This window comes from Priestia sp. D51, from assembly GCF_053345675.1.
Map to the genome: position 1 here is coordinate 25,879 of NZ_JBLTIR010000012.1, position 21,515 is coordinate 47,393.

The 21,515-nt window shown below is 40.1% G+C and carries 21 protein-coding genes and 2 other annotated features (1 of these 23 running past the window's edge); all 21 genes read right to left on the minus strand.

Translation table 11 applies throughout. The features are described from left to right. Window positions 1-169: 169 nt before the first annotated feature. Window positions 170-1,360 carry an elongation factor Tu gene (gene tuf, locus ACNHOZ_RS26170; protein ID WP_013081371.1) on the minus strand — a complete coding sequence of 397 codons (1,191 nt, stop codon included), beginning with the start codon at window positions 1,358-1,360 and terminating at the stop codon, window positions 170-172. A 116-nt stretch (window positions 1,361-1,476) separates the two neighbouring features. Further along, window positions 1,477-3,555 carry an elongation factor G gene (gene fusA, locus ACNHOZ_RS26175; RefSeq protein WP_028412663.1) on the minus strand — a complete coding sequence of 693 codons (2,079 nt, stop codon included), beginning with the start codon at window positions 3,553-3,555 and terminating at the stop codon, window positions 1,477-1,479. 57 nt (window positions 3,556-3,612) lie between these two features. Next, entirely contained in the window at window positions 3,613-4,083 is a 471-nt protein-coding gene (gene rpsG / locus ACNHOZ_RS26180; RefSeq protein ID WP_013054923.1) for a 30S ribosomal protein S7, read from the minus strand. Window positions 4,084-4,133: 50 nt separating this feature from the next. Next, window positions 4,134-4,556 carry a 30S ribosomal protein S12 gene (gene rpsL / locus ACNHOZ_RS26185; RefSeq protein WP_013054922.1) on the minus strand — a complete coding sequence of 141 codons (423 nt, stop codon included), beginning with the start codon at window positions 4,554-4,556 and terminating at the stop codon, window positions 4,134-4,136. A gap of 99 nt (window positions 4,557-4,655) precedes the next feature. Continuing rightward, window positions 4,656-4,904: a 50S ribosomal protein L7ae-like protein gene (locus ACNHOZ_RS26190; RefSeq protein WP_013054921.1), complete on the minus strand. Its 249-nt coding sequence runs from the start codon at window positions 4,902-4,904 to the stop codon at window positions 4,656-4,658. 131 nt (window positions 4,905-5,035) lie between these two features. Then, entirely contained in the window at window positions 5,036-8,629 is a 3,594-nt protein-coding gene (gene rpoC, locus ACNHOZ_RS26195; protein ID WP_013081369.1) for a DNA-directed RNA polymerase subunit beta', read from the minus strand. Window positions 8,630-8,691: 62 nt separating this feature from the next. Further along, window positions 8,692-12,255: a DNA-directed RNA polymerase subunit beta gene (gene rpoB / locus ACNHOZ_RS26200; RefSeq protein WP_028412662.1), complete on the minus strand. Its 3,564-nt coding sequence runs from the start codon at window positions 12,253-12,255 to the stop codon at window positions 8,692-8,694. Window positions 12,256-12,500: 245 nt separating this feature from the next. Continuing rightward, window positions 12,501-13,103, minus strand: a complete 603-nt coding sequence (locus ACNHOZ_RS26205; RefSeq protein ID WP_034263652.1) for a class I SAM-dependent methyltransferase — start codon at window positions 13,101-13,103, stop codon at window positions 12,501-12,503. A 112-nt stretch (window positions 13,104-13,215) separates the two neighbouring features. Beyond that, a complete protein-coding gene (rplL, locus tag ACNHOZ_RS26210; RefSeq protein WP_013054917.1) occupies window positions 13,216-13,578 on the minus strand; it encodes a 50S ribosomal protein L7/L12 in 363 nt (120 codons plus the stop codon). Window positions 13,579-13,622: 44 nt separating this feature from the next. Beyond that, complete coding sequence (gene rplJ, locus ACNHOZ_RS26215) at window positions 13,623-14,123, minus strand: 50S ribosomal protein L10 (protein WP_013054916.1); 501 nt, start codon at window positions 14,121-14,123, stop codon at window positions 13,623-13,625. Window positions 14,124-14,163: 40 nt separating this feature from the next. Beyond that, window positions 14,164-14,307: a sequence feature (ribosomal protein L10 leader region), on the minus strand. A gap of 65 nt (window positions 14,308-14,372) precedes the next feature. Next, window positions 14,373-15,068, minus strand: a complete 696-nt coding sequence (rplA, locus tag ACNHOZ_RS26220; protein ID WP_013054915.1) for a 50S ribosomal protein L1 — start codon at window positions 15,066-15,068, stop codon at window positions 14,373-14,375. A 110-nt stretch (window positions 15,069-15,178) separates the two neighbouring features. Continuing rightward, window positions 15,179-15,604, minus strand: coding sequence for a 50S ribosomal protein L11 (gene rplK / locus ACNHOZ_RS26225; protein WP_013054914.1), 426 nt, complete (start codon window positions 15,602-15,604; stop codon window positions 15,179-15,181). Window positions 15,605-15,769: 165 nt separating this feature from the next. Next, the gene (gene nusG / locus ACNHOZ_RS26230) at window positions 15,770-16,303 is read right to left on the minus strand and encodes a transcription termination/antitermination protein NusG (RefSeq protein ID WP_048022297.1); all 534 of its coding nucleotides are present in this window, start codon (window positions 16,301-16,303) and stop codon (window positions 15,770-15,772) included. 195 nt (window positions 16,304-16,498) lie between these two features. Continuing rightward, entirely contained in the window at window positions 16,499-16,678 is a 180-nt protein-coding gene (gene secE / locus ACNHOZ_RS26235; RefSeq protein ID WP_013054912.1) for a preprotein translocase subunit SecE, read from the minus strand. A 53-nt stretch (window positions 16,679-16,731) separates the two neighbouring features. Then, window positions 16,732-16,881, minus strand: a complete 150-nt coding sequence (rpmG, locus tag ACNHOZ_RS26240) for a 50S ribosomal protein L33 (protein ID WP_013081365.1) — start codon at window positions 16,879-16,881, stop codon at window positions 16,732-16,734. Between the two features lie 81 nt (window positions 16,882-16,962). Next, window positions 16,963-17,613, minus strand: coding sequence for an RNA polymerase sporulation sigma factor SigH (gene sigH / locus ACNHOZ_RS26245; protein WP_028412660.1), 651 nt, complete (start codon window positions 17,611-17,613; stop codon window positions 16,963-16,965). Window positions 17,614-17,681: 68 nt separating this feature from the next. Then, the gene (locus tag ACNHOZ_RS26250; RefSeq protein ID WP_013081364.1) at window positions 17,682-18,191 is read right to left on the minus strand and encodes an NYN domain-containing protein; all 510 of its coding nucleotides are present in this window, start codon (window positions 18,189-18,191) and stop codon (window positions 17,682-17,684) included. Between the two features lie 2 nt (window positions 18,192-18,193). Continuing rightward, entirely contained in the window at window positions 18,194-18,937 is a 744-nt protein-coding gene (gene rlmB / locus ACNHOZ_RS26255) for a 23S rRNA (guanosine(2251)-2'-O)-methyltransferase RlmB (RefSeq protein WP_014462034.1), read from the minus strand. Further along, window positions 18,927-19,352 (minus strand): Mini-ribonuclease 3, encoded by a 426-nt coding sequence (locus tag ACNHOZ_RS26260; protein ID WP_048022298.1) that lies wholly within the window; start codon window positions 19,350-19,352, stop codon window positions 18,927-18,929. Before ACNHOZ_RS26260 ends, rlmB begins: the two co-directional genes overlap by 11 nt. Before the next feature lie 7 nt (window positions 19,353-19,359). Next, entirely contained in the window at window positions 19,360-20,757 is a 1,398-nt protein-coding gene (gene cysS / locus ACNHOZ_RS26265) for a cysteine--tRNA ligase (RefSeq protein ID WP_048022300.1), read from the minus strand. Beyond that, window positions 20,747-21,403, minus strand: a complete 657-nt coding sequence (gene cysE / locus ACNHOZ_RS26270; protein WP_025753192.1) for a serine O-acetyltransferase — start codon at window positions 21,401-21,403, stop codon at window positions 20,747-20,749. Before cysE ends, cysS begins: the two co-directional genes overlap by 11 nt. Before the next feature lie 72 nt (window positions 21,404-21,475). Next, window positions 21,476-21,515 (minus strand) — a binding site (T-box leader) (it continues 184 nt past the right edge of the window).

Sequence of the window (21,515 nt, forward strand, 5' to 3'; positions counted from 1 at the left end):
GTTCATATTGCAACAATAAAGTTAAAAAACTTTTTTATGTGTCGCACACTTTTTTCATTATATATAAAAGGAGGTCATTTTGCAAGTGTAATAGTAAAAACTATCTTTACCTTTTATCACCAAATAAAAAAGGAGTAGGTTACCCTACTCCCTTTACTGAAACGAGAAATTACTCGCTGATTTTAGCTACAACGCCAGCGCCTACTGTACGTCCACCTTCACGGATTGAGAATTTAGTACCTTCTTCAATCGCGATTGGAGCGATAAGTTCAACAGTCATTTCGATGTTGTCGCCAGGCATTACCATTTCTACGCCTTCAGGTAAGTTACAAATACCAGTTACATCAGTTGTACGGAAGTAGAACTGTGGACGGTAGTTTGTGAAGAATGGAGTGTGACGTCCACCTTCGTCTTTAGAAAGAACGTATACTTCAGCAGTAAATTTAGTGTGTGGAGTGATTGAGCCTGGTTTAGCTAATACTTGTCCACGTTGGATTTCTTCACGTGCTACACCACGAAGTAAAGCACCGATGTTGTCGCCAGCTTCAGCATAGTCAAGAAGCTTACGGAACATTTCTACACCTGTTACAGTAGTAGATTTTGGCTCTTCAGTTAAACCGATGATGTCGATAACGTCACCAACTTTAACTTGTCCACGCTCTACACGACCTGTAGCAACTGTACCACGACCAGTGATTGAGAATACGTCCTCAACTGGCATCATGAATGGTTTTTCAGTGTCACGTTCTGGAGTTGGGATGTACTCATCAACAGCGTCCATAAGCTCGATGATTTTAGCTTCCCAATCAGCTTCGCCTTCAAGAGCTTTAAGAGCAGAACCTTTGATTACTGGTACATCGTCACCAGGGAAGTCGTATTCAGAAAGAAGGTCACGTACTTCCATTTCTACTAATTCAAGTAGCTCTTCGTCGTCTACCATGTCACATTTGTTTAAGAATACAACTAGGTAAGGTACACCTACTTGACGAGAAAGAAGGATGTGCTCACGAGTTTGTGGCATTGGACCATCAGCAGCAGATACTACTAAGATACCGCCATCCATTTGAGCAGCACCAGTGATCATGTTTTTAACATAGTCAGCATGTCCTGGGCAGTCAACGTGTGCATAGTGACGAGTGTCAGTTTCATACTCAACGTGTGCAGTTGAGATTGTGATTCCACGCTCGCGCTCTTCTGGAGCAGCGTCGATCATGTCGTAAGCCATTGCTGCACCTTTACCACTTTTCTTAGCAAGAACAGTAGTGATAGCAGCTGTTAAAGTTGTTTTACCATGGTCAACGTGACCAATTGTACCGATATTGGCATGTGTTTTTGAACGGTCGAATTTTTCCTTAGCCATTCGAAAATCCTCCTTAAAATTCATGTAGTTTATGGTTTATGAGGCCGTGAAAGGGAATGAGCTCCACTTTCACAGCGTACATAAGTAGTTATACTTCAATAAAGAGTGAAAATCAATTATTCACCTTTATTTTTTTTAATAATTTCTTCTGAAATTGATTTAGGAACTTCTTCGTAGTGATCGAAGTGCATAGAATATGTTCCGCGACCTTGAGTGTTTGAACGTAATGCAGTTGCATAACCAAACATTTCAGAAAGTGGAACGAATGCACGTACAACTTGAGCGTTACCGCGTGCTTCCATACCTTCTACACGTCCACGACGAGACGTAACGTCACCCATGATATCTCCTAAGTATTCGTCAGGGATAACAACTTCAACCTTCATCATTGGTTCAAGGATAGCTGGGTTACATTTTGATACTGCGTTTTTAAGAGCCATAGAAGCGGCAATTTTAAACGCCATCTCACTTGAGTCAACGTCATGGTAAGATCCATCAACTAAAGCAGCTTTGATATCGATTAATGGATAACCAGCAAGAACACCGTTTTGTAATGCATCTTCAAGACCAGCTTGAACTGCAGGGATGTATTCACGTGGAACTACACCACCAACGATTTTGTTCTCAAATTCAAAGCCTTTTCCTTCTTCGTTAGGTTCGAACTCAATCCAAACGTGACCGAATTGTCCACGACCACCAGATTGACGAGCGAATTTACCTTCAACTTTCGCACCAGCGCGGAAAGTTTCACGGTAAGCTACTTGAGGAGCACCAACGTTTGCTTCTACTTTGAATTCGCGACGCATACGGTCAACGATGATATCAAGGTGAAGCTCACCCATACCAGAGATGATGATTTGACCAGTCTCTGTATTAGTTTCCGCACGGAAAGTTGGATCTTCTTCTTGTAACTTTTGAAGAGCTGTCGTCATTTTATCTTGGTCAGCTTTTGATTTTGGCTCAACAGATAAAGAGATAACTGGCTCTGGGAATTCCATAGACTCAAGAATTACAAGACTCTTTTCGTCACATAGAGTATCACCAGTAGAAGTATCTTTTAATCCTACAGCTGCCGCGATATCTCCAGCGTATACTTCAGAAATCTCTTCACGAGAGTTAGCATGCATTTGTAGGATACGACCTACACGCTCACGCTTACCTTTTGTAGAGTTTTTGATGTATGAACCAGAGCTTAGTACACCAGAGTACACACGGAAGAACGTTAATTTACCAACATAAGGGTCCGTCATAACTTTGAACGCTAATGCTGAGAAAGGAGCGTTGTCGCTAGACTCACGCGTAACTTCTTCTTCTGTGTCAGGTACGATACCTTGGATTGCTGGTACATCAACTGGAGATGGTAGGTAATCAATTACCGCATCTAGCATTAATTGTACACCTTTGTTTTTGAATGCTGAACCACAGATAACTGGGTAGAATTCAACGTCACAAGTACCTTTACGGATACCAGCTTTTAGTTCTTCAACTGTAAGCTCGCCTTCGTCTAAGTACTTCATCATTAATTCTTCGTCAAGTTCTGCAACAGCTTCTACTAGGCTTGCACGGTATTCTTCAGCTTGCTCTTTGTATTCCTCAGGAATTTCACGAGATTCTGAACGAGTACCTAAGTCATCTTCGTAGAAGTATGCTTTCATTTCCACAAGGTCAATGATTGCTTCGAAGTCATCTTCAGCACCGATTGGCAACTGAATTGGGTGAGCATTTGCACCTAAACGATCGTGGATCGTTTTTACAGAGTACAAGAAGTCAGCACCAATTTTGTCCATTTTGTTAACGAATACGACACGGGGAACACCGTACGTAGTCGCCTGACGCCATACTGTTTCTGTTTGAGGCTCAACACCAGATTGAGCATCAAGAACTGCCACAGCGCCATCAAGTACACGTAATGAACGCTCAACTTCAACAGTGAAGTCTACGTGTCCAGGAGTATCGATGATGTTAACGCGGTGACCTTTCCAAGAAGCAGTTGTCGCAGCAGACGTGATAGTGATACCACGTTCTTGCTCTTGCTCCATCCAGTCCATTTGTGAAGCTCCTTCATGAGTTTCACCAATTTTATGGATACGGCCAGTATAATAAAGAACACGCTCAGTTGTTGTTGTTTTACCAGCATCAATGTGAGCCATGATCCCAATATTACGAGTGTTTTCTAAGGAGAACTCTCTTGCCATCTTAGGTATTTCTCCTTCCATATTATAATTTGTTTTTTTAAAAGTTTCGTTAAAAGATTACCAACGGTAATGAGCAAATGCTTTATTAGCTTCTGCCATTTTGTGAGTATCTTCACGTTTCTTAACTGCAGCACCAGTGTTGTTAGCTGCGTCAAGGATTTCGTTAGCTAAACGCTCTTCCATCGTTTTTTCTCCACGAAGACGAGCATAGTTTACTAACCAACGAAGACCTAAAGTAGTACGACGCTCTGGACGTACTTCTACAGGAACTTGGTAGTTAGAACCCCCTACACGGCGTGCTCTAACTTCTAGTACAGGCATGATGTTTTTAAGAGCTTGGTCGAATACTTCCATAGCTTCTTTACCACTGCGCTCTTGTACTAAATCGAATGCTCTATAAAGAATAGCTTGTGACTTACCGCGCTTTCCATCAAGCATCATTTTGTTGATTAAGCGAGATACAAGCTTAGAATTGTAAATCGGATCTGGTAATACGTCTCTTTTTGCAACAGGTCCCTTACGTGGCATTCTACTTCCTCCTTTCACTTTTAAAAGTTTATCTATTAATTGTTAAGCTATTATTTTTTAGCTGCTTTTGGTCGCTTAGTACCATATTTAGAACGACCTTGCATACGGCCATCCACACCAGCAGTATCAAGTGCACCACGTACGATATGGTAACGTACCCCTGGTAAATCTTTTACACGTCCACCGCGGATAAGTACCACGCTGTGTTCTTGTAAGTTGTGACCAATACCTGGGATATAAGCTGTTACCTCGATACCGTTTGTTAAACGTACACGAGCATATTTACGAAGAGCCGAGTTCGGTTTCTTCGGTGTCATAGTACCCACACGTGTACATACACCACGTTTTTGTGGAGAAGATTGGTTAGTTTGAGCTTTCTTGAAGCTGTTGTAACCTCTGTTTAAAGCAGGTGAGTCAGATTTTTTACCTTTACTCACACGACCATTACGGATTAATTGGTTAATAGTAGGCATTTAATTTTTCCTCCTTTCGCCTTTTGTAAGACCACACATCCAGGTGGTTCATTTTTTAGCAAAAAACAAAGTCTTTGAAACTAAAAGTTCAAAAACGTGTTAACTAATAATTGCAACAGTTGCAGCGTTAACTTCTATCCTACAAGCTTGACCAAGCTTTCGCATAGAAGGGACATACGTATACGGAACGTTTTCTTGCTGTGCCGTTTTTGCCACAATGGATGTGACATAAAAATCAGCGTCTTCAGCAATGATGACTTCCTTTACTGTACCTTTTTTTAATGCTTTCACCGTCTGCTTTGTTCCTACAATAATATGATCAGCCTGTAATACTTTTTCATAAGACATTATCATATCCTCCAAAGTAACAGGTAGTTTATAGGAGCACCTTTGATATAGTATCATTCCCTAGAATGGATGTCAACTAACGTTTCGTAGTTTTTTTTAAAAACATCCATTCTAGAGTAATGATTTTATAATTAGTCGATTGTTACCGTTTCTTCAGCTTGATTTTTGATTGGTTCAGCATTACGATATCTCGTCATACCTGTACCAGCCGGAACTAGCTTACCAATGATAACATTCTCTTTAAGTCCAAGCAACTCATCACGTTTTCCTTTGATTGCAGCATCTGTAAGAACACGAGTTGTTTCTTGGAATGACGCAGCAGATAAGAAGGAATCAGTTTCAAGAGATGCTTTTGTAATACCAAGTAATACAGGACGGCCTGTCGCTGGACGATTGCCTTCAAGTAATACTTTTTCATTAGCATCAGTGAATTGGTGAATATCAAGTAATGAACCTGGTAATACATCTGTATCTCCTGAATCCATTACGCGCACTTTACGAAGCATTTGGCGAACCATTACCTCTACGTGTTTATCTCCAATTTCTACCCCTTGCATACGGTATACTTTTTGCACCTCACGAAGCAAGTACTCTTGTACAGCCGTGATGTCTTTTACTTTTAGTAATTCTTTAGGATCAATTGAACCTTCCGTTAATTCTTGACCACGTGCAATGCGCTGTCCTTCAATAACTTTCAGGCGTGCACTGTACGGAGCTGTGTAAGAACGAGTTTCAATCTCTCCTTGAACAGTAATTTCGTGCTGACGATCGCGTCCTTCAGAAATGCCGGCAATTGTACCTTCAATTTCAGAAATAACGGCTTGACCTTTAGGGTTACGCGCTTCGAAGATCTCTTGGATACGCGGTAAACCTTGAGTGATATCGTCTCCAGCAACCCCACCTGTATGGAATGTACGCATCGTTAACTGTGTACCTGGCTCACCGATAGATTGAGCAGCGATGATACCAACTGCCTCACCCACTTCAACTTCTGAACCAGTTGCAAGGTTACGACCGTAACATTTTTTACATACACCGTGGCGAGTGTTACATGTGAATGCAGAACGAATCCATACTTCTTCAACACCAGCATCCACAATTGTTTCAGCTAGGTCTTCTGTAATTAGTTCGTTTTCTTTCACTAACACTTCGTTTGTTCCTGGGTGAAGTAGTGTTTTTCTTGCATAACGTCCAATTAGACGCTCATCAAGTTTCTCAATTTCTTCTGTTCCTTCTTTGATTGCAACAGCCAGAATACCGCGGTCTGTACCACAGTCGTCATCACGTACGATAACGTCTTGTGCCACGTCAACCAGACGACGAGTAAGGTAACCTGAGTCAGCTGTTTTAAGAGCCGTATCGGCAAGACCTTTACGTGCACCATGGGTAGAGATAAAGTACTCTAATACTGTTAAACCTTCACGGAAACTAGATTTGATTGGTAACTCAATGATACGACCAGACGGGTTGGCCATTAGTCCACGCATACCTGCAAGCTGAGTGAAGTTAGATGCGTTACCACGGGCACCAGAGTCACTCATCATGAAGATTGGGTTGCGTTTGTCTAATGACGCCATCAATTTACCTTGGATAACGTCTTTCGCGCTACTCCATACAGAGATAACACGCTCATAACGCTCATCTTCAGTAATTAAACCGCGACGGAATTGTTTTAGTACGTTATCTACTTTAGCTTGCGCTTCTGTTAAGATAACTTCTTTTTCTCCTAAAACCACGATATCAGCTACACCAACTGTAATACCAGCTTTAGTAGAATATTTGAAACCTAGGTCTTTCATACGGTCAAGCATTTTAGAAGTCTCAGTAATTTTGAAACGTTTAAATACTTCAGCGATAATATTACCTAAGATTTTTTTCTTAAACGGTGCGATAGCCGGTTGATTCTTGATGAATTCCTTCACATCTGCACCTTTTTCAACAAAGTACTTCTCAGGAGTTTTCACTTCTAAGTTTTCTCTTGTTGGTTCGTTAATGTATGGGAACGATTTTGGTAAAATTTCGTTGAAAACTAATTTACCAACCGTTGTAACAAGCAACTGTTGATTTTGTGCTTCTGTAAACGTTTCGTTGTTTAAAGAACCTGCATACACACCTACACGTGTATGAAGATGCACATAACCGTTTTGGTACGCTAATAGTGCTTCATTTGTATCCTTGAACACCATGCCTTCTCCAACTGCCTCTTCACGCTCAAGCGTTAAGTAGTAGTTACCTAATACCATATCCTGTGAAGGTGTAACAACTGGTTTACCATCTTTAGGGTTCAAGATATTTTGAGCAGCAAGCATTAAGATACGTGCTTCTGCTTGTGCTTCCGCAGATAATGGAACGTGAACCGCCATTTGGTCACCGTCAAAGTCAGCGTTATATGCTGTACATACAAGCGGATGAAGACGAATAGCGCGACCTTCTACAAGCGTAGGCTCAAATGCTTGAATACCTAGTCTGTGTAGCGTTGGTGCACGGTTTAAAAGAACTGGATGCTCTTTAATAACCGATTCTAATACGTCCCATACTTCAGGTTGCACACGTTCAATTTTACGTTTTGCACTCTTGATGTTATGAGCTAAACCGCGTTCAACAAGCTCTTTCATTACGAAAGGTTTGAAAAGCTCTAACGCCATTTCTTTTGGAAGACCACATTGATACATCTTTAAGTTCGGACCTACAACGATTACCGAACGGCCAGAGTAGTCAACACGTTTACCTAATAAGTTTTGACGGAAGCGACCTTGCTTACCTTTTAACATGTGAGAAAGAGATTTTAATGGACGGTTACCTGGTCCTGTTACCGGACGGCCACGACGACCATTATCGATTAATGCATCTACAGCTTCTTGAAGCATACGCTTTTCGTTTTGAACGATAATGCTAGGAGCTCCAAGGTCTAATAAACGCTTTAAGCGGTTGTTACGGTTAATTACACGGCGATATAAATCATTTAGATCAGACGTAGCAAAGCGTCCACCATCTAATTGAACCATTGGACGAAGTTCTGGCGGAATAACCGGTAGAACGTCTAAAATCATCCAAGAAGGTTCGTTACCAGAATGACGGAAAGCCTCTAGTACCTCTAAACGTTTAATAGCACGTGTACGACGTTGACCTTGAGCAGTTTTCAATTCTTCTTTCAAAGCATCTACTTCTTTATCAAGATCGATGTCATGCAATAATTTTTTAACAGCTTCAGCACCCATTGCTGCATGGAAAGTTTGTCCGTACTTCTCACGATACGCACGGTATTCTTTCTCTGATAAAAGCTGTTTCTTTTCAAGTGGTGTATCACCAGCATCTGTTACTACATAAGAAGCAAAATAAATGATTTCCTCTAGCGCACGAGGGGACATGTCTAAGACAAGTCCCATGCGGCTAGGAATACCTTTGAAGTACCAAATATGTGAAACAGGTGCAGCTAGTTCGATGTGACCCATGCGTTCACGACGAACTTTTGCGCGCGTAACTTCTACGCCACAACGATCACATACAACACCTTTATAACGAACGCGCTTATATTTTCCGCAGTGACATTCCCAGTCCTTTTGTGGACCAAAAATACGCTCACAGAATAAGCCGTCTTTTTCAGGTTTTAACGTACGATAGTTGATCGTTTCAGGTTTTTTTACCTCACCGTACGACCAAGAACGAATTTTATCTGGCGAAGCTAGACCGATTTTCATATACTCAAAGTTATTTACATCTAGCAAGGAGCCTACCTCCCTTTTAATCTACAGGTTTTTTCCCTTAACGTTTATATGAAAGTAATTCCTTACTCTTTTGTGACAGGATCTTTTTGTCCTTCAGAAAGGCTTTCTTCGTTATCTGCAATAATTGATTCTGTTGGTTGCTCATGGTCCTCTTCTGAGTCCATGATATCAATTTCTTGCTCGTCAGCAGAAAGCATCTTCACATCCATACCTAAACTTTGTAGTTCTTTGATTAATACTTTGAACGATTCAGGTATGCCAGGTTCTGGAATGTTTTCACCTTTAACAATTGCTTCGTATGTTTTCACACGACCTACTACGTCGTCTGATTTCACTGTTAAGATCTCTTGTAATGTATAAGCAGCACCGTATGCTTCAAGTGCCCATACTTCCATCTCACCAAAACGCTGTCCACCGAACTGCGCTTTACCACCAAGTGGTTGTTGTGTAACAAGTGAGTATGGTCCAGTAGAACGAGCGTGAAGTTTATCGTCTACCATGTGAGCAAGTTTGATCATGTACATGATTCCTACTGATACACGGTTATCGAATGGTTCACCTGTTCGACCATCATATAGAACTGTTTTAGCATCACGAGACATGCCAGCTTCTTCAATTGTTGCCCAAACATCTTCCTCACGCGCACCATCAAATACTGGAGACGCAACGTGAATGCCAAGCTTACGAGCAGCCATACCTAAATGAAGCTCTAGCACCTGACCGATGTTCATACGAGATGGTACCCCTAATGGGTTTAACATGATGTCAATTGGCGTACCGTCTGGTAGGTAAGGCATATCTTCTTCCGGTAAAATACGTGAAATTACACCTTTGTTACCGTGACGACCGGCCATTTTGTCACCTTCAGAAATTTTACGCTTCTGAACAATGTATACACGGACTAATTGGTTTACACCTGGTGGTAATTCGTCGCCATCTTCACGGTTGAAGACTTTAACATCAAGGATAATTCCACCGCCGCCGTGCGGTACACGAAGAGAAGTATCACGAACTTCACGCGCTTTTTCACCGAAAATAGCGTGTAGAAGACGTTCTTCAGCTGTTAGTTCTGTTACACCTTTTGGCGTTACTTTACCAACTAAAAGATCTCCATCTTTTACTTCTGCACCAATGCGGATGATTCCACGCTCATCTAAGTTGCGAAGCGCATCTTCACCTACGTTTGGAATGTCACGCGTAATTTCTTCAGGTCCAAGTTTCGTATCACGAGACTCAGATTCATATTCTTCAATATGAACAGACGTATATACATCGTCTTTCACAAGGCGTTCACTCATGATGATGGCATCCTCATAGTTGTAACCATCCCATGTCATGAAACCAACCATTACGTTTCGTCCTAAAGCAAGCTCACCTTTTTCCATTGAAGGACCGTCGGCTAAGATCTCACCTTTTACTACTTCGTCGCCAACTGAAACAATTGGACGCTGGTTGTAACAAGTACCTTGGTTAGAACGAACGAATTTTAATAATTTGTATTGATCTAAGTTACCTTTAACTTTTTGTCCGTCTACTTCTTCATAGCGGCGAACAAAAATTTGTTTTGCTTCTACGCGCTCTACAACGCCAGGGTATTTACAAATCACGGCTGCACCAGAGTCTTTACCAGATACATATTCCATACCTGTACCTACGATTGGTGCTTCAGGATTTAATAAAGGTACTGCTTGACGTTGCATGTTCGCACCCATTAATGCACGGTTAGAATCATCGTTCTCTAAGAATGGGATACATGCTGTAGCGGCAGATACAACTTGTTTTGGTGATACATCCATATAGTCTAAACGATCGCGACGGATAACCGTGTTTTCTCCACGGAAACGTGCAACGACATTTTCATCTAAGAATGAACCATCATCACCTAGACGAGCGTTCGCTTGGGCTACAACATAGTTATCTTCTTCATCAGCTGTTAAGTAGTCAATTCGCTCTGTCACTTTACCTGTTTCAGGATCGATACGACGGTAAGGTGTTTCGATGAAACCGAATTTGTTTACTTTCGCATAAGAAGAAAGTGAGTTGATTAACCCGATATTCGGACCCTCTGGCGTTTCAATAGGACACATACGGCCATAGTGGGAGTAGTGAACGTCACGCACTTCGAAACCAGCGCGTTCACGCGTTAAACCACCAGGTCCTAGAGCTGAAAGACGACGTTTGTGCGTCAATTCGCCTAATGGATTCGTTTGATCCATGAACTGTGATAATTGAGAACTTCCAAAGAACTCTTTAATCGCCGCAATAACTGGACGAATATTAATTAATTGTTGAGGTGTGATTGTATTCGTGTCTTGAATTGACATTCTTTCACGAACAACACGTTCCATACGAGATAAACCGATACGGAATTGGTTTTGTAACAATTCACCTACAGAACGCAGACGACGGTTACCTAAGTGGTCGATATCATCTGTGTCTCCTACTTGATGAAGCAAGTTAAAGAAGTAACTGATTGATGCTAAAATATCAGCAGGTGTGATATTTTTAACTTCTTCTGTTACATAAGCGTTGCCTGATACAGTGATGACTTTTTCACCTTCTGGATCATTTGGCGCATAAATCTTAATAGATTGTAATGTAACATCGTCTTCTACTACTCCACCAACCGGACTATAAGTTTTGAAGTTTACTCCACCTTCAAGCATCGGAATCAAGCGATCTAGCAGACGGCGATCAATCATTGCGCCTTTTTCTGCAATAATTTCACCTGTTTCAGGATCAACTAATGTTTCAGCTAGCTTTTGATTAAATAAGCGATGTTTGATATGAAGCTTTTTATTAATTTTATAGCGACCTACGTTCGCTAAGTCATATCGTTTTGGATCAAAGAAGCGAGATACTAATAGAGACTTCGCATTCTCAACTGTCGGTGGTTCACCCGGACGTAAACGCTCATAGATTTCTAATAGCGCTTTTTCCGTTGTTTCCGTATTATCTTTTTCAAGCGTATTACGGATGTATTCATTATCACCGATTAAATCGATAATCTCTTGGTCAGAACCGAAACCTAGCGCGCGTAACAGCACTGTTACTGGCAGTTTACGAGTACGATCAATACGCACGTATACTACATCTTTTGCATCAGTTTCATATTCTAGCCATGCACCACGGTTAGGGATAACAGTTGCTGTATATCCTTTTTTACCGTTTTTATCAAGCTTTCCACTATAGTAAACACTTGGTGAACGAACCAACTGTGATACGATAACACGCTCAGCACCATTAATTACAAAGGTACCTGTTTCGGTCATCAATGGGAAATCTCCCATGAACACATCTTGGTCTTTTACTTCACCTGTTTCTTTATTAATTAACCGCACCTTAACACGAAGAGGTGCTGCATAAGTTACATCACGTTCTTTAGACTCTCCTACTGAATACTTTGGCTCACCTAAGCTGTAATCAATAAATTCTAGTGATAAGTTACCTGTAAAATCATCAATTGGAGAAATATCTTGGAACATTTCTCGTAAACCTTCATCTAAAAACCATTGGTATGAAGCCGTTTGAATCTCGATTAAGTTCGGTAACTCTAAAACTTCACTAATACGAGCATAACTTCTGCGTTGGCGGTGGCGTCCATACTGAACTAGTTGACCTGTCAACTGATTCACCCCTCAAATCAAGCGTTATTATTCAAAATATATAATAAACCATATGTTTATTATTGAACAAAAGAAAAATGGTCTCTTTAAATAGAAAACCACAATTTCATAAAAACGTACTATTGATTTTATTAGTTTTTCCCATATAATTCAAAATTATACCTTTTATTTTATGTATAACCCGAGCTTATATGGAATATTTATATATTGGCATTTTATAATGCTAACATACTAAAAAATATTAGTCAACATTTTTTAGCACATATGATATAATACCCTTTTTTCTTTTCTACTACTTCTACTTCATTAAATAGAGATTCTAATTTCGCAAGAGCAGATGGCGCTCCTTGCTTTTTCTGAATCACAATCCAAAGTTCTCCTTGGTCAGCAAGGTGATCTAATGACTTTTCTAGAATTTCATGAACAACTTTTTTACCCGCACGGATCGGCGGATTACTAAGAATAGCTGCAAAATTCGTTTCCTTCACATTTTCATAGCAAGAGCTTTGATAGATTGAAACATTTGATACTGAATTAACTTCAGCATTTTTTTGAGCTAGTGCTAATGCACGTTCATTAACATCGACCATATGAACGTTTCTTTGGCTATCCTCTTTTGCAAGAGCCAACCCAATCGGGCCATATCCGCACCCAACATCCAGAAGCGGGCCGGGACTCTCAGGCATTTGAAACGTTTCAATTAACAGGCGCGATCCAAAATCGATCTCTTTTTTTGAAAAAACACCGCTGTCACTCGTAAATGAAAAAGAGGTTCCTCTCAATTCAAATGAAAAGCGCTCTTCATTACTTGCAGACGATGGTGTATTAGAAAAATAATGTTCTGTCAAAATAGAACCTCCTAATCAATATGTTCTTCTTTACTATAAATGAAAAGGATGACAGAAGCAAAAAAGCTCGCTTGTACAAGCGAGCTTTTTTATATCAGTTGTTAAGCAATAATTACTTAACTTCTACAGAAGCGCCAACTTCTTCAAGTTTAGCTTTTGCTTCTTCAGCTTCTTCTTTAGAAATACCTTCTTTAAGAGCTTTTGGAGCGTTATCAACGATTTCTTTAGCTTCTTTTAAGCCAAGACCAGTGATTTCACGTACTACTTTGATAACTTTGATTTTTTGTCCGCCAGCACTTTCAAGTACTAGGTCAAATTCAGTTTTCTCAGCAGCAGCTTCACCAGCAGCACCGCCAGCTACAGCTACAGGAGCAGCAGCAGTTACGCCAAATTCTTCTTCGATTGCTTTTACTAAATCGTTAAGTTCTAAAACAGTCATATTTTTAACTGCTTCAATGATTTGTTCTTGAGTCATTGTTAATTTCCTCCTTGTGATTGTGTTATATATAACAGACTAGATTATGCACCTTGTTCTTCTTTTTGATCTGCCACAGCTTTTGTAGCAAGAGCAAGGTTGCGAATTGGAGCTTGAAGCACGCTAAGCAACATAGAAAGTAAGCCTTCGCGAGATGGTAGTTCTGCAAGTGCTTTAATCTCTTCAACAGATGCAACATTACCTTCAATTACACCAGCTTTGATTTCTAACGCTTCGTGTTCTTTAGCGAAGTTGTTTAAAATTTTAGCTGGAGCAACAACATCTTCTCCACCAAATGCGATTGCATTTGGACCTACTAACGCATCATTAAGATCTGTTAGTTCAAGTTTTTCTACAGCACGGCGAGTTAAAGTGTTTTTGTAAACTTTGAACTCAATGCCTGCTTCACGTAATTGCTTACGAAGTTCAGTAACTTCAGCAACATTCAAACCACGGTAGTCAACGACAACTATTGAGTTACTCGCTTGAAGTTTTTCAGCAATTTCGTCTACGACTTGTTTCTTTTGTTCAATTACGTTGCTCATCTTTACACCTCCTGTAGATTTCCTTCCGTACACTCAGACAAGGTGCAATAAAAAACCTCCATGACAATAAAGACATGGAGGTGTAGTAAGCGAACCATAACGTTTCACTAATTTATCTCACACACCTCGGTAGGAAATTAAGCTTTACAGCACCTACTGTCTACGGTACAAATGTTATTCTTTTTAACAACATTATCTATTATAATCAGGGACTTTCAAAAAGTCAACACCGATTTATTTCCAAATTTATTAAGCAGAGAATGAAGCAGTATCAACTTTGATACCAGGGCCCATTGTTGAAGTAACAGCTACGTTCTTCATGTATGTGCCTTTTGCTGCTGCCGGCTTAGCTTTTACCATAGTTTCGAAGATTGTAGTGAAGTTTTCAACTAACTTGCTCTCTTCGAAAGATACTTTACCGATTGGTACGTGGATGTTACCAGCTTTATCAACACGGTATTCTACTTTACCAGCTTTGATTTCGTTAACTGCTTTTTGAACATCAAATGTTACTGTACCAGTTTTAGGGTTTGGCATTAAACCTTTAGGTCCTAATACACGACCAAGTTTACCAACTTCACCCATCATGTCTGGAGTAGCTACGATTACATCGAACTCGAACCAACCTTGTTGGATTTTGTTGATGTAGTCAGCATCGCCAACGTAGTCAGCGCCTGCAGCTTCAGCTTCTTTAGCTTTTTCGCCTTTAGCGAATACTAATACACGTTGAGTTTTACCTGTACCGTTTGGTAGTACTACTGCACCACGAATTTGTTGGTCAGCTTTCTTAGGGTCAACTCCTAAACGGAATGCTACTTCTACAGTTGCATCAAATTTAGTTGTGTTTGTTTTCTTTACTAATTCAATCGCTTCTTGTACTGAATAAGTTTGTGTACGATCTACAAGCTTAGCAGCTTCAACGTACTTTTTACCTTTTTTAGCCATTTTTGTTTCCTCCTTATGTGGTTTTAACGGAATAACCTCCCACTAATAAAGGTTGCGAGCATAGGAAAACTTCCATTTCTCGCAACCTTCTAACACCCAATCAAATGGAATTAGTCTTCAACTACGATTCCCATACTGCGCGCTGTACCTTCTACCATGCGCATTGCAGATTCAACGCTAGCAGCGTTTAAGTCAGGCATTTTAGTTTCAGCAATCTCACGCACTTTGTCACGCTTGACTGTTGCAACTTTATTACGGTTTGGTTCACCAGAACCAGACTCAATACCAGCCGCTTTCTTAAGTAGTACAGCAGCAGGTGGAGTTTTCGTAATAAATGTAAATGAACGGTCTTCAAATACCGTGATTTCAACAGGAATGATAAGACCAGCTTGATCAGCTGTGCGAGCGTTAAACTCCTTACAGAAACCCATGATGTTAACACCGGCTTGACCTAATGCAGGACCAACTGGTGGCGCTGGATTTGCTTTACCTGCAGGAATTTGTAACTTAACAAGTTTAATTACTTTTTTAGCCACGAGACACACCTCCTTAAGTCCGTGATGTGGTAATAGGGCGATGCCCTCCCACTCAATGTTCTTTATATATAAAATAAAGAAATAGTTGTTTTAGTCTCTAGTTTTGAGACATACTGACTTATGAAATATTAACATTAAACTTCATGAATTGCAAGGTCTTACAGATTATATTTTTTCAATTTGTGTAAAGTCTAGCTCTACTGGCGTTTGTCTTCCGAACATATCGACATGAACCTTAACTTTACGTTTATCTGTATCAATTTCTTCAATGGTACCTTCGAAGTTTGCAAACGGACCTTCTTGAACCAATACTGTTTCTTTTAGTTCAAAGTCAAAGTCAGCATGATGCTCGTCCATGCCCATTTGTTTTAAGATCATTTCTACTTCTTCTGGTAGAAGAGCAGTTGGCTTTGATCCAGAACCTGCTGAACCTACAAAGCCCGTAACGCCAGGTGTATTACGAACTACATACCATGAATCATCTGTCATGATGATTTCAACTAACACGTACCCTGGGAATACTTTTTTCTTTGTAATCTTTTCTTTGTTGTTCTTAATTTCTCTTTCTTCTTCTTCAGGAACAACAACGCGGAAAATTTTATCTTGCATACCCATTGTTTCTACGCGCTTTTCTAAATTTGTTTTTACTTTATTTTCATATCCAGAATAAGTATGGACTACATACCAATTTTTCTCCATTTCTGAGGACTATACGTCCTTCCCTCCCAGCTCACTATAAAATAAGATGTCCTAATCTATTGCACAGACAACGCACTAGGAAAATAGTTGACTCCTAGCACAATCATTCTTAAAGCAAATTAAAAAACCCGTCTCCGGGCTTTTCTGAAAAAAACATAATTTAGCTTTATTATACCATGATTTAAGTCAATTTATTCAAGGGATTAAACGAATAAGTGACGAAATTCCGTAATCAACTACTACAAAAAAGAGTGTCATAAATACAACTGTAGAAATAACAGTAATTGTATAACGAGTTAGCTCATTTTTTTTAGGCCAACTTACCTTCTTCATCTCACGCCCAACATCACGCAAGAAATTTCCTACACGGTTCATGTTTGTAACCTCCAATAAATTAAAAGGGGTATTAGTCTGTGCAGATTATTGATCTACTTTGTTTCACGATGAATCGTATGTGCGTTACACGTTTTGCAAAACTTCTTCATTTCTAAACGCTCTTCGTTTTGCTGTGTGTTTTTCATAGTCGTATAGTTACGACTAGCGCATTGCACACACGCAAGTACAACTTTTTTACGCATAATGTCAACCACCTATAGAGTGATAATGTCTATAAAAAAGTATCACAGACTTTCTTAGCATGTCAATATGAGGATAGAAGGCTACATTGTGATTTCACGAATCTCGAGGTAGCGCTCTAATTTCCTCTTCACACGCTGAAGTGCATTATCGATGGATTTGACGTGGCGGTTTAACTCTTCTGAAATCTCTTGATAAGATTGACCATCTAAATAAAGAACGAGAACTTTTCGCTCAAGATCACTTAACAGTTCAGCCATCTTTAATTCAATATCATCAAACTTCTCTCGATTAATGAGCAACTCTTCTGGATTTGCTACTTTTGTCCCCGAAATAACATCCATTAAGGTTCGGTCGGACTCTTCATCATATATTGGCTTGTCCAATGATACATAAGAGTTTAATGGAATATGTTTTTGCCTTGTTGCGGTTTTAATAGCGGTAATAATTTGCCTGGTAATGCAAAGTTCAGCAAAAGCTTTAAACGAAGTTAGCTTATCTTCTCTAAAATCTCTAATTGCCTTGTATAACCCTATCATACCTTCTTGTACAATATCTTCACGGTCTGCCCCAATTAAAAAATACGACCGCGCCTTTGCTCGCACAAAGTTTTTGTATTTATGAATCAAATACTCTAATGCGTCAATATCGCCTTTATGCACAAGATCGACAACTGTTTCATCCTCTTGTTGTTCGAAATGAGCATGCAGTTTTCTCCCATAAGTATCGCCCATATCGATCCCCCCGACCGCACAGTAGATAGAAATATTATACAGTAGCTAATTCCGTACCGTCAATAACCTCACCGCTGTCCCCGGCGCCATTTTTCGAAAATTTCGGCTACTTGATTGGAAAGTTGAATGCGTGCCGCTGGCTTTTGATTTTGAATAGACTTCACATCAAGATTAATATGTTTCTCAATTTGCTCAATTTCGTTGTACAATTCTCGAGCAGAAATTCTAAGCGCACCTTGTCCAAAGATTGCCCACTGCTCCGTAAAATCAGATGTAGCAACATGAATCTGTGTCTTTACATTGTTTAGCTCTTGAGCCAGCTTTTCAATGTACTCATCCGCTGTTTCATTTTCTCGTGTAAATACAACGTCAACCTTATGATTTTTTGCCTTCTTTTCAATTCCTTCGACCATATGAGCATCGAAGACAATAATGACACGATACCCCATATATGCTTGATACTCTGCCATCTTTTCAATTAACAGGTCTCGAGCACCCGCTAAATCATTATCTCTAAGCTTTCTTAGGTCGGGCCACGCACCTATCATGTTATAACCATCCACCAGTAGAATATCCATTTTTATTCACCTAGAGGATGGCGTTTTCGGTAAACCTCATACATGAGAAGACTAGCTGCTACAGATGCATTTAACGATGTAACATGCCCAACCATTGGAAGCTGTACAAGAAAGTCGCATTTTTCACGAATCAAACGACTCATGCCTTTTCCTTCACTTCCAATCACTAACGTAAGCGGCATACCTCCATCTAAGTTGCGGTAATCGTCACTTTCTTTCGCATCCGTTCCGACAATCCATACGCCTCGATCTTTTAATTCATCAATCGTCCTTGATAGGTTTGTTACCCTTGCTACAGGAATATGTTCAATCGCTCCTGTAGACGCCTTTGCTACAGTGGCCGTTAATCCAACTGAACGGCGCTTTGGAATAATGATACCGTGTGCGCCAACGGCATCGGCTGTTCGCATAATAGAACCTAAATTATGGGGATCTTCGAGCTCATCTAACAGAAGGAAAAACGGACTTTCATTACGTTTTTCCGCTAAGTTAAATAAATCATCTAACTCTGCATACTGATAAGCAGCAACTTGTGCAGCTACTCCTTGATGAATACCGTCTACCATTTGCTCAATTTTCTTTTTCGGTACAAACTGCACCAATACACCATTACGTTTTGCTAACTGCGTGATTTGCCCCATAGAACCGCCTTGCGATCCTTCGGCAATCCATAGTTTGTTAATGTCACGCCCAGACTTTAGGGCTTCTAGGACCGGATTACGTCCAATGATAAATTCATGTTCCATGATTCATTCCTCCCTCTCCTTCATCGACGAAAGAGATAGCTTTAGTAATAAGTTCCGTCATTCTTTCTTCTTCACCTAAAAGATACAAATAGCCTACGACCGCTTCAAATGCTGTACTGTAGCGATACGTTTGCACATCTGTGTTTTTAGGGACTGTACCAGACTTTGCATTGCGTCCTCGGCGCAGTACACCTTCTTCTTCTTCAGTAAAAAAATTTTCATTTTTAAAATAATATACGATTTGTGCTTGTGCTTTTGCTGATACGTATTTTTTAGCTTTATTATGAAGCTGGTTAGGGCGTACTGTCCCTAACACCAGCAGGTGGCGGCGAACATGTAAATCAAACACCGCATCACCCATATAAGCAAGAGCTAAGCTATTTAGCTGTTTTACATCTAATTTACTGCTGCTCATAACACTATTATCCTCTTTTCCATCTTGTTCCTTGCGCCGTATCTTCTAAAATAATATTTTTAGCCTTTAATTCATCTCGAATTTGATCTGCTAATTGGAAATTACGATCTTTACGAGCTTGAATACGATCTTGGATCAATTGATCAATTTCTTCGTCTAGAAGTTCAGCTTCTCCAAACGCAATGCCTATTGCAGCACCTAGTTCTTTAAACTCTTTAATAAAGGCTTCAATTACATCTGTAGACGTTGTTTGTTCTAATAAATACAAGTTAGCTTGCTTTGCTAGCTCGAACAGAACAGAAATGGCATTTGCCGTATTAAAATCATCATCCATCTCTTCAACAAAGGTTTCGCGGAGCTCTTTTAGCTTTTCGAACCATTCTGAAGCATCTTCTTGAAGATTTGTTGCTGCCTCTAGACGGTGAGTTAAGTTGCCGTAAGCTGTTTGCAGACGCTCAAACCCTTTGCGCGTATTCTCTAAGATTTCTTCGTTATAGTTAATTGGGTGACGATAGTGAACAGATAAAATAAAGAATCGAAGTAGAGAAGGATCATGCTTTTTAATAATGTCATGAACTAACACGAAATTCCCTAGTGATTTAGACATCTTTTCATTATCAATATTGATATATCCGTTATGAAGCCAGTATTTCGCAAACGATTTCCCAGTGAGCGCTTCTGATTGAGCAATTTCATTTTCGTGATGAGGGAAAGCTAAATCCTGGCCGCCTGCGTGGATATCAATTGTATCACCTAAATACTTGCGTGCCATCGCCGAGCATTCAATATGCCAGCCTGGTCTTCCTTGACCCCAAGGGCTATCCCATGCAATCTCTCCATCTTTGGTTGCTTTCCAAAGAGTAAAGTCTAATGGATCTTCTTTCTTTTCTCCAACTTCGATACGAGCACCGGATTGCAATTCATCAATGGACTGATGTGATAATTTTCCGTATCCTTCAAATTTACGCGTACGATAGTATACGTCGCCCTCTGACTCATACGCACAGCCTTTTTTCACCAGTTCATCAATGAATTCAATAATGATATCCATATTTTCAGTTACGCGTGGATGCACATCGGCATGCTTGCATCCAAGAGCTGACGTATCTTCAAAGTAGGCATCGATAAAGCGGTTTGCGATCGTTGGAACATCTTCTCCTAACTCTTTTGCTGCCTTAATTAATTTATCATCCACATCTGTGAAGTTTGAGACATACTCCACGTCGTAGCCTCTAAATTCTAAATAGCGGCGCACCGTATCAAATACGATCGCAGGACGTGCATTTCCAATATGAATATAGTTATACACGGTCGGTCCGCACACGTACATTTTGACTTTGTTTTCTTCTAGCGGTACAAACGTCTCTTTTTGACGTGTTAACGTGTTATATAGCTTAATTGCCATGGTGAATCTTCCCTTCTTTTAATTCCTTTAATTGATTTTGCAGGTGTAAAATTTCTTTCTCTAGCTGTTTGAAACGCTCTGCATCTGGATCTGGCAAATCTTGATGATTCAAATCTTTTGGAATCCGGACGCCATTTTGAATGACGACTCGGCCAGGGATACCAACAACCGTTGAGTTTTCTGGGACGTCATTTAACACAACTGAGCCTGCTCCAATTTTGGAGTGCGCATGAATCGTAATCGATCCTAGCACTTTAGCACCTGTTGCAATTAAGACATTGTCTTCAATCGTCGGGTGACGCTTTCCTTTTTCTTTCCCTGTTCCTCCGAGTGTTACTCCTTGATATACTGTTACATTATCTCCAATTTCGCACGTTTCCCCAATAACAATTCCCATTCCGTGGTCAATAAAAAAGCGGCGGCCAATTTTCGCACCCGGATGAATTTCAATCCCTGTGAAGAATCGGCTAATTTGTGAGATTACACGTGCCAGAAAAAACCACTTTCTTTTAAAAAGCCCGTGAGCGAATCTATGTGCCCAAATAGCATGCAACCCTGAATAGGTCAATATCACTTCAATATAACTTCTTGCTGCAGGATCTTGTTCAAATATGGCCTCAATGTCTTCCTTTAACAACTTTAGCATCATCTCACCCCAATTCCGCTATTCCTCTATCTACTCATTGATTGTATAAAAAAACGCCCCTATGTCAAATGACACAGAGACGTATATACGCGGTTCCACTCTGTTTGGATCA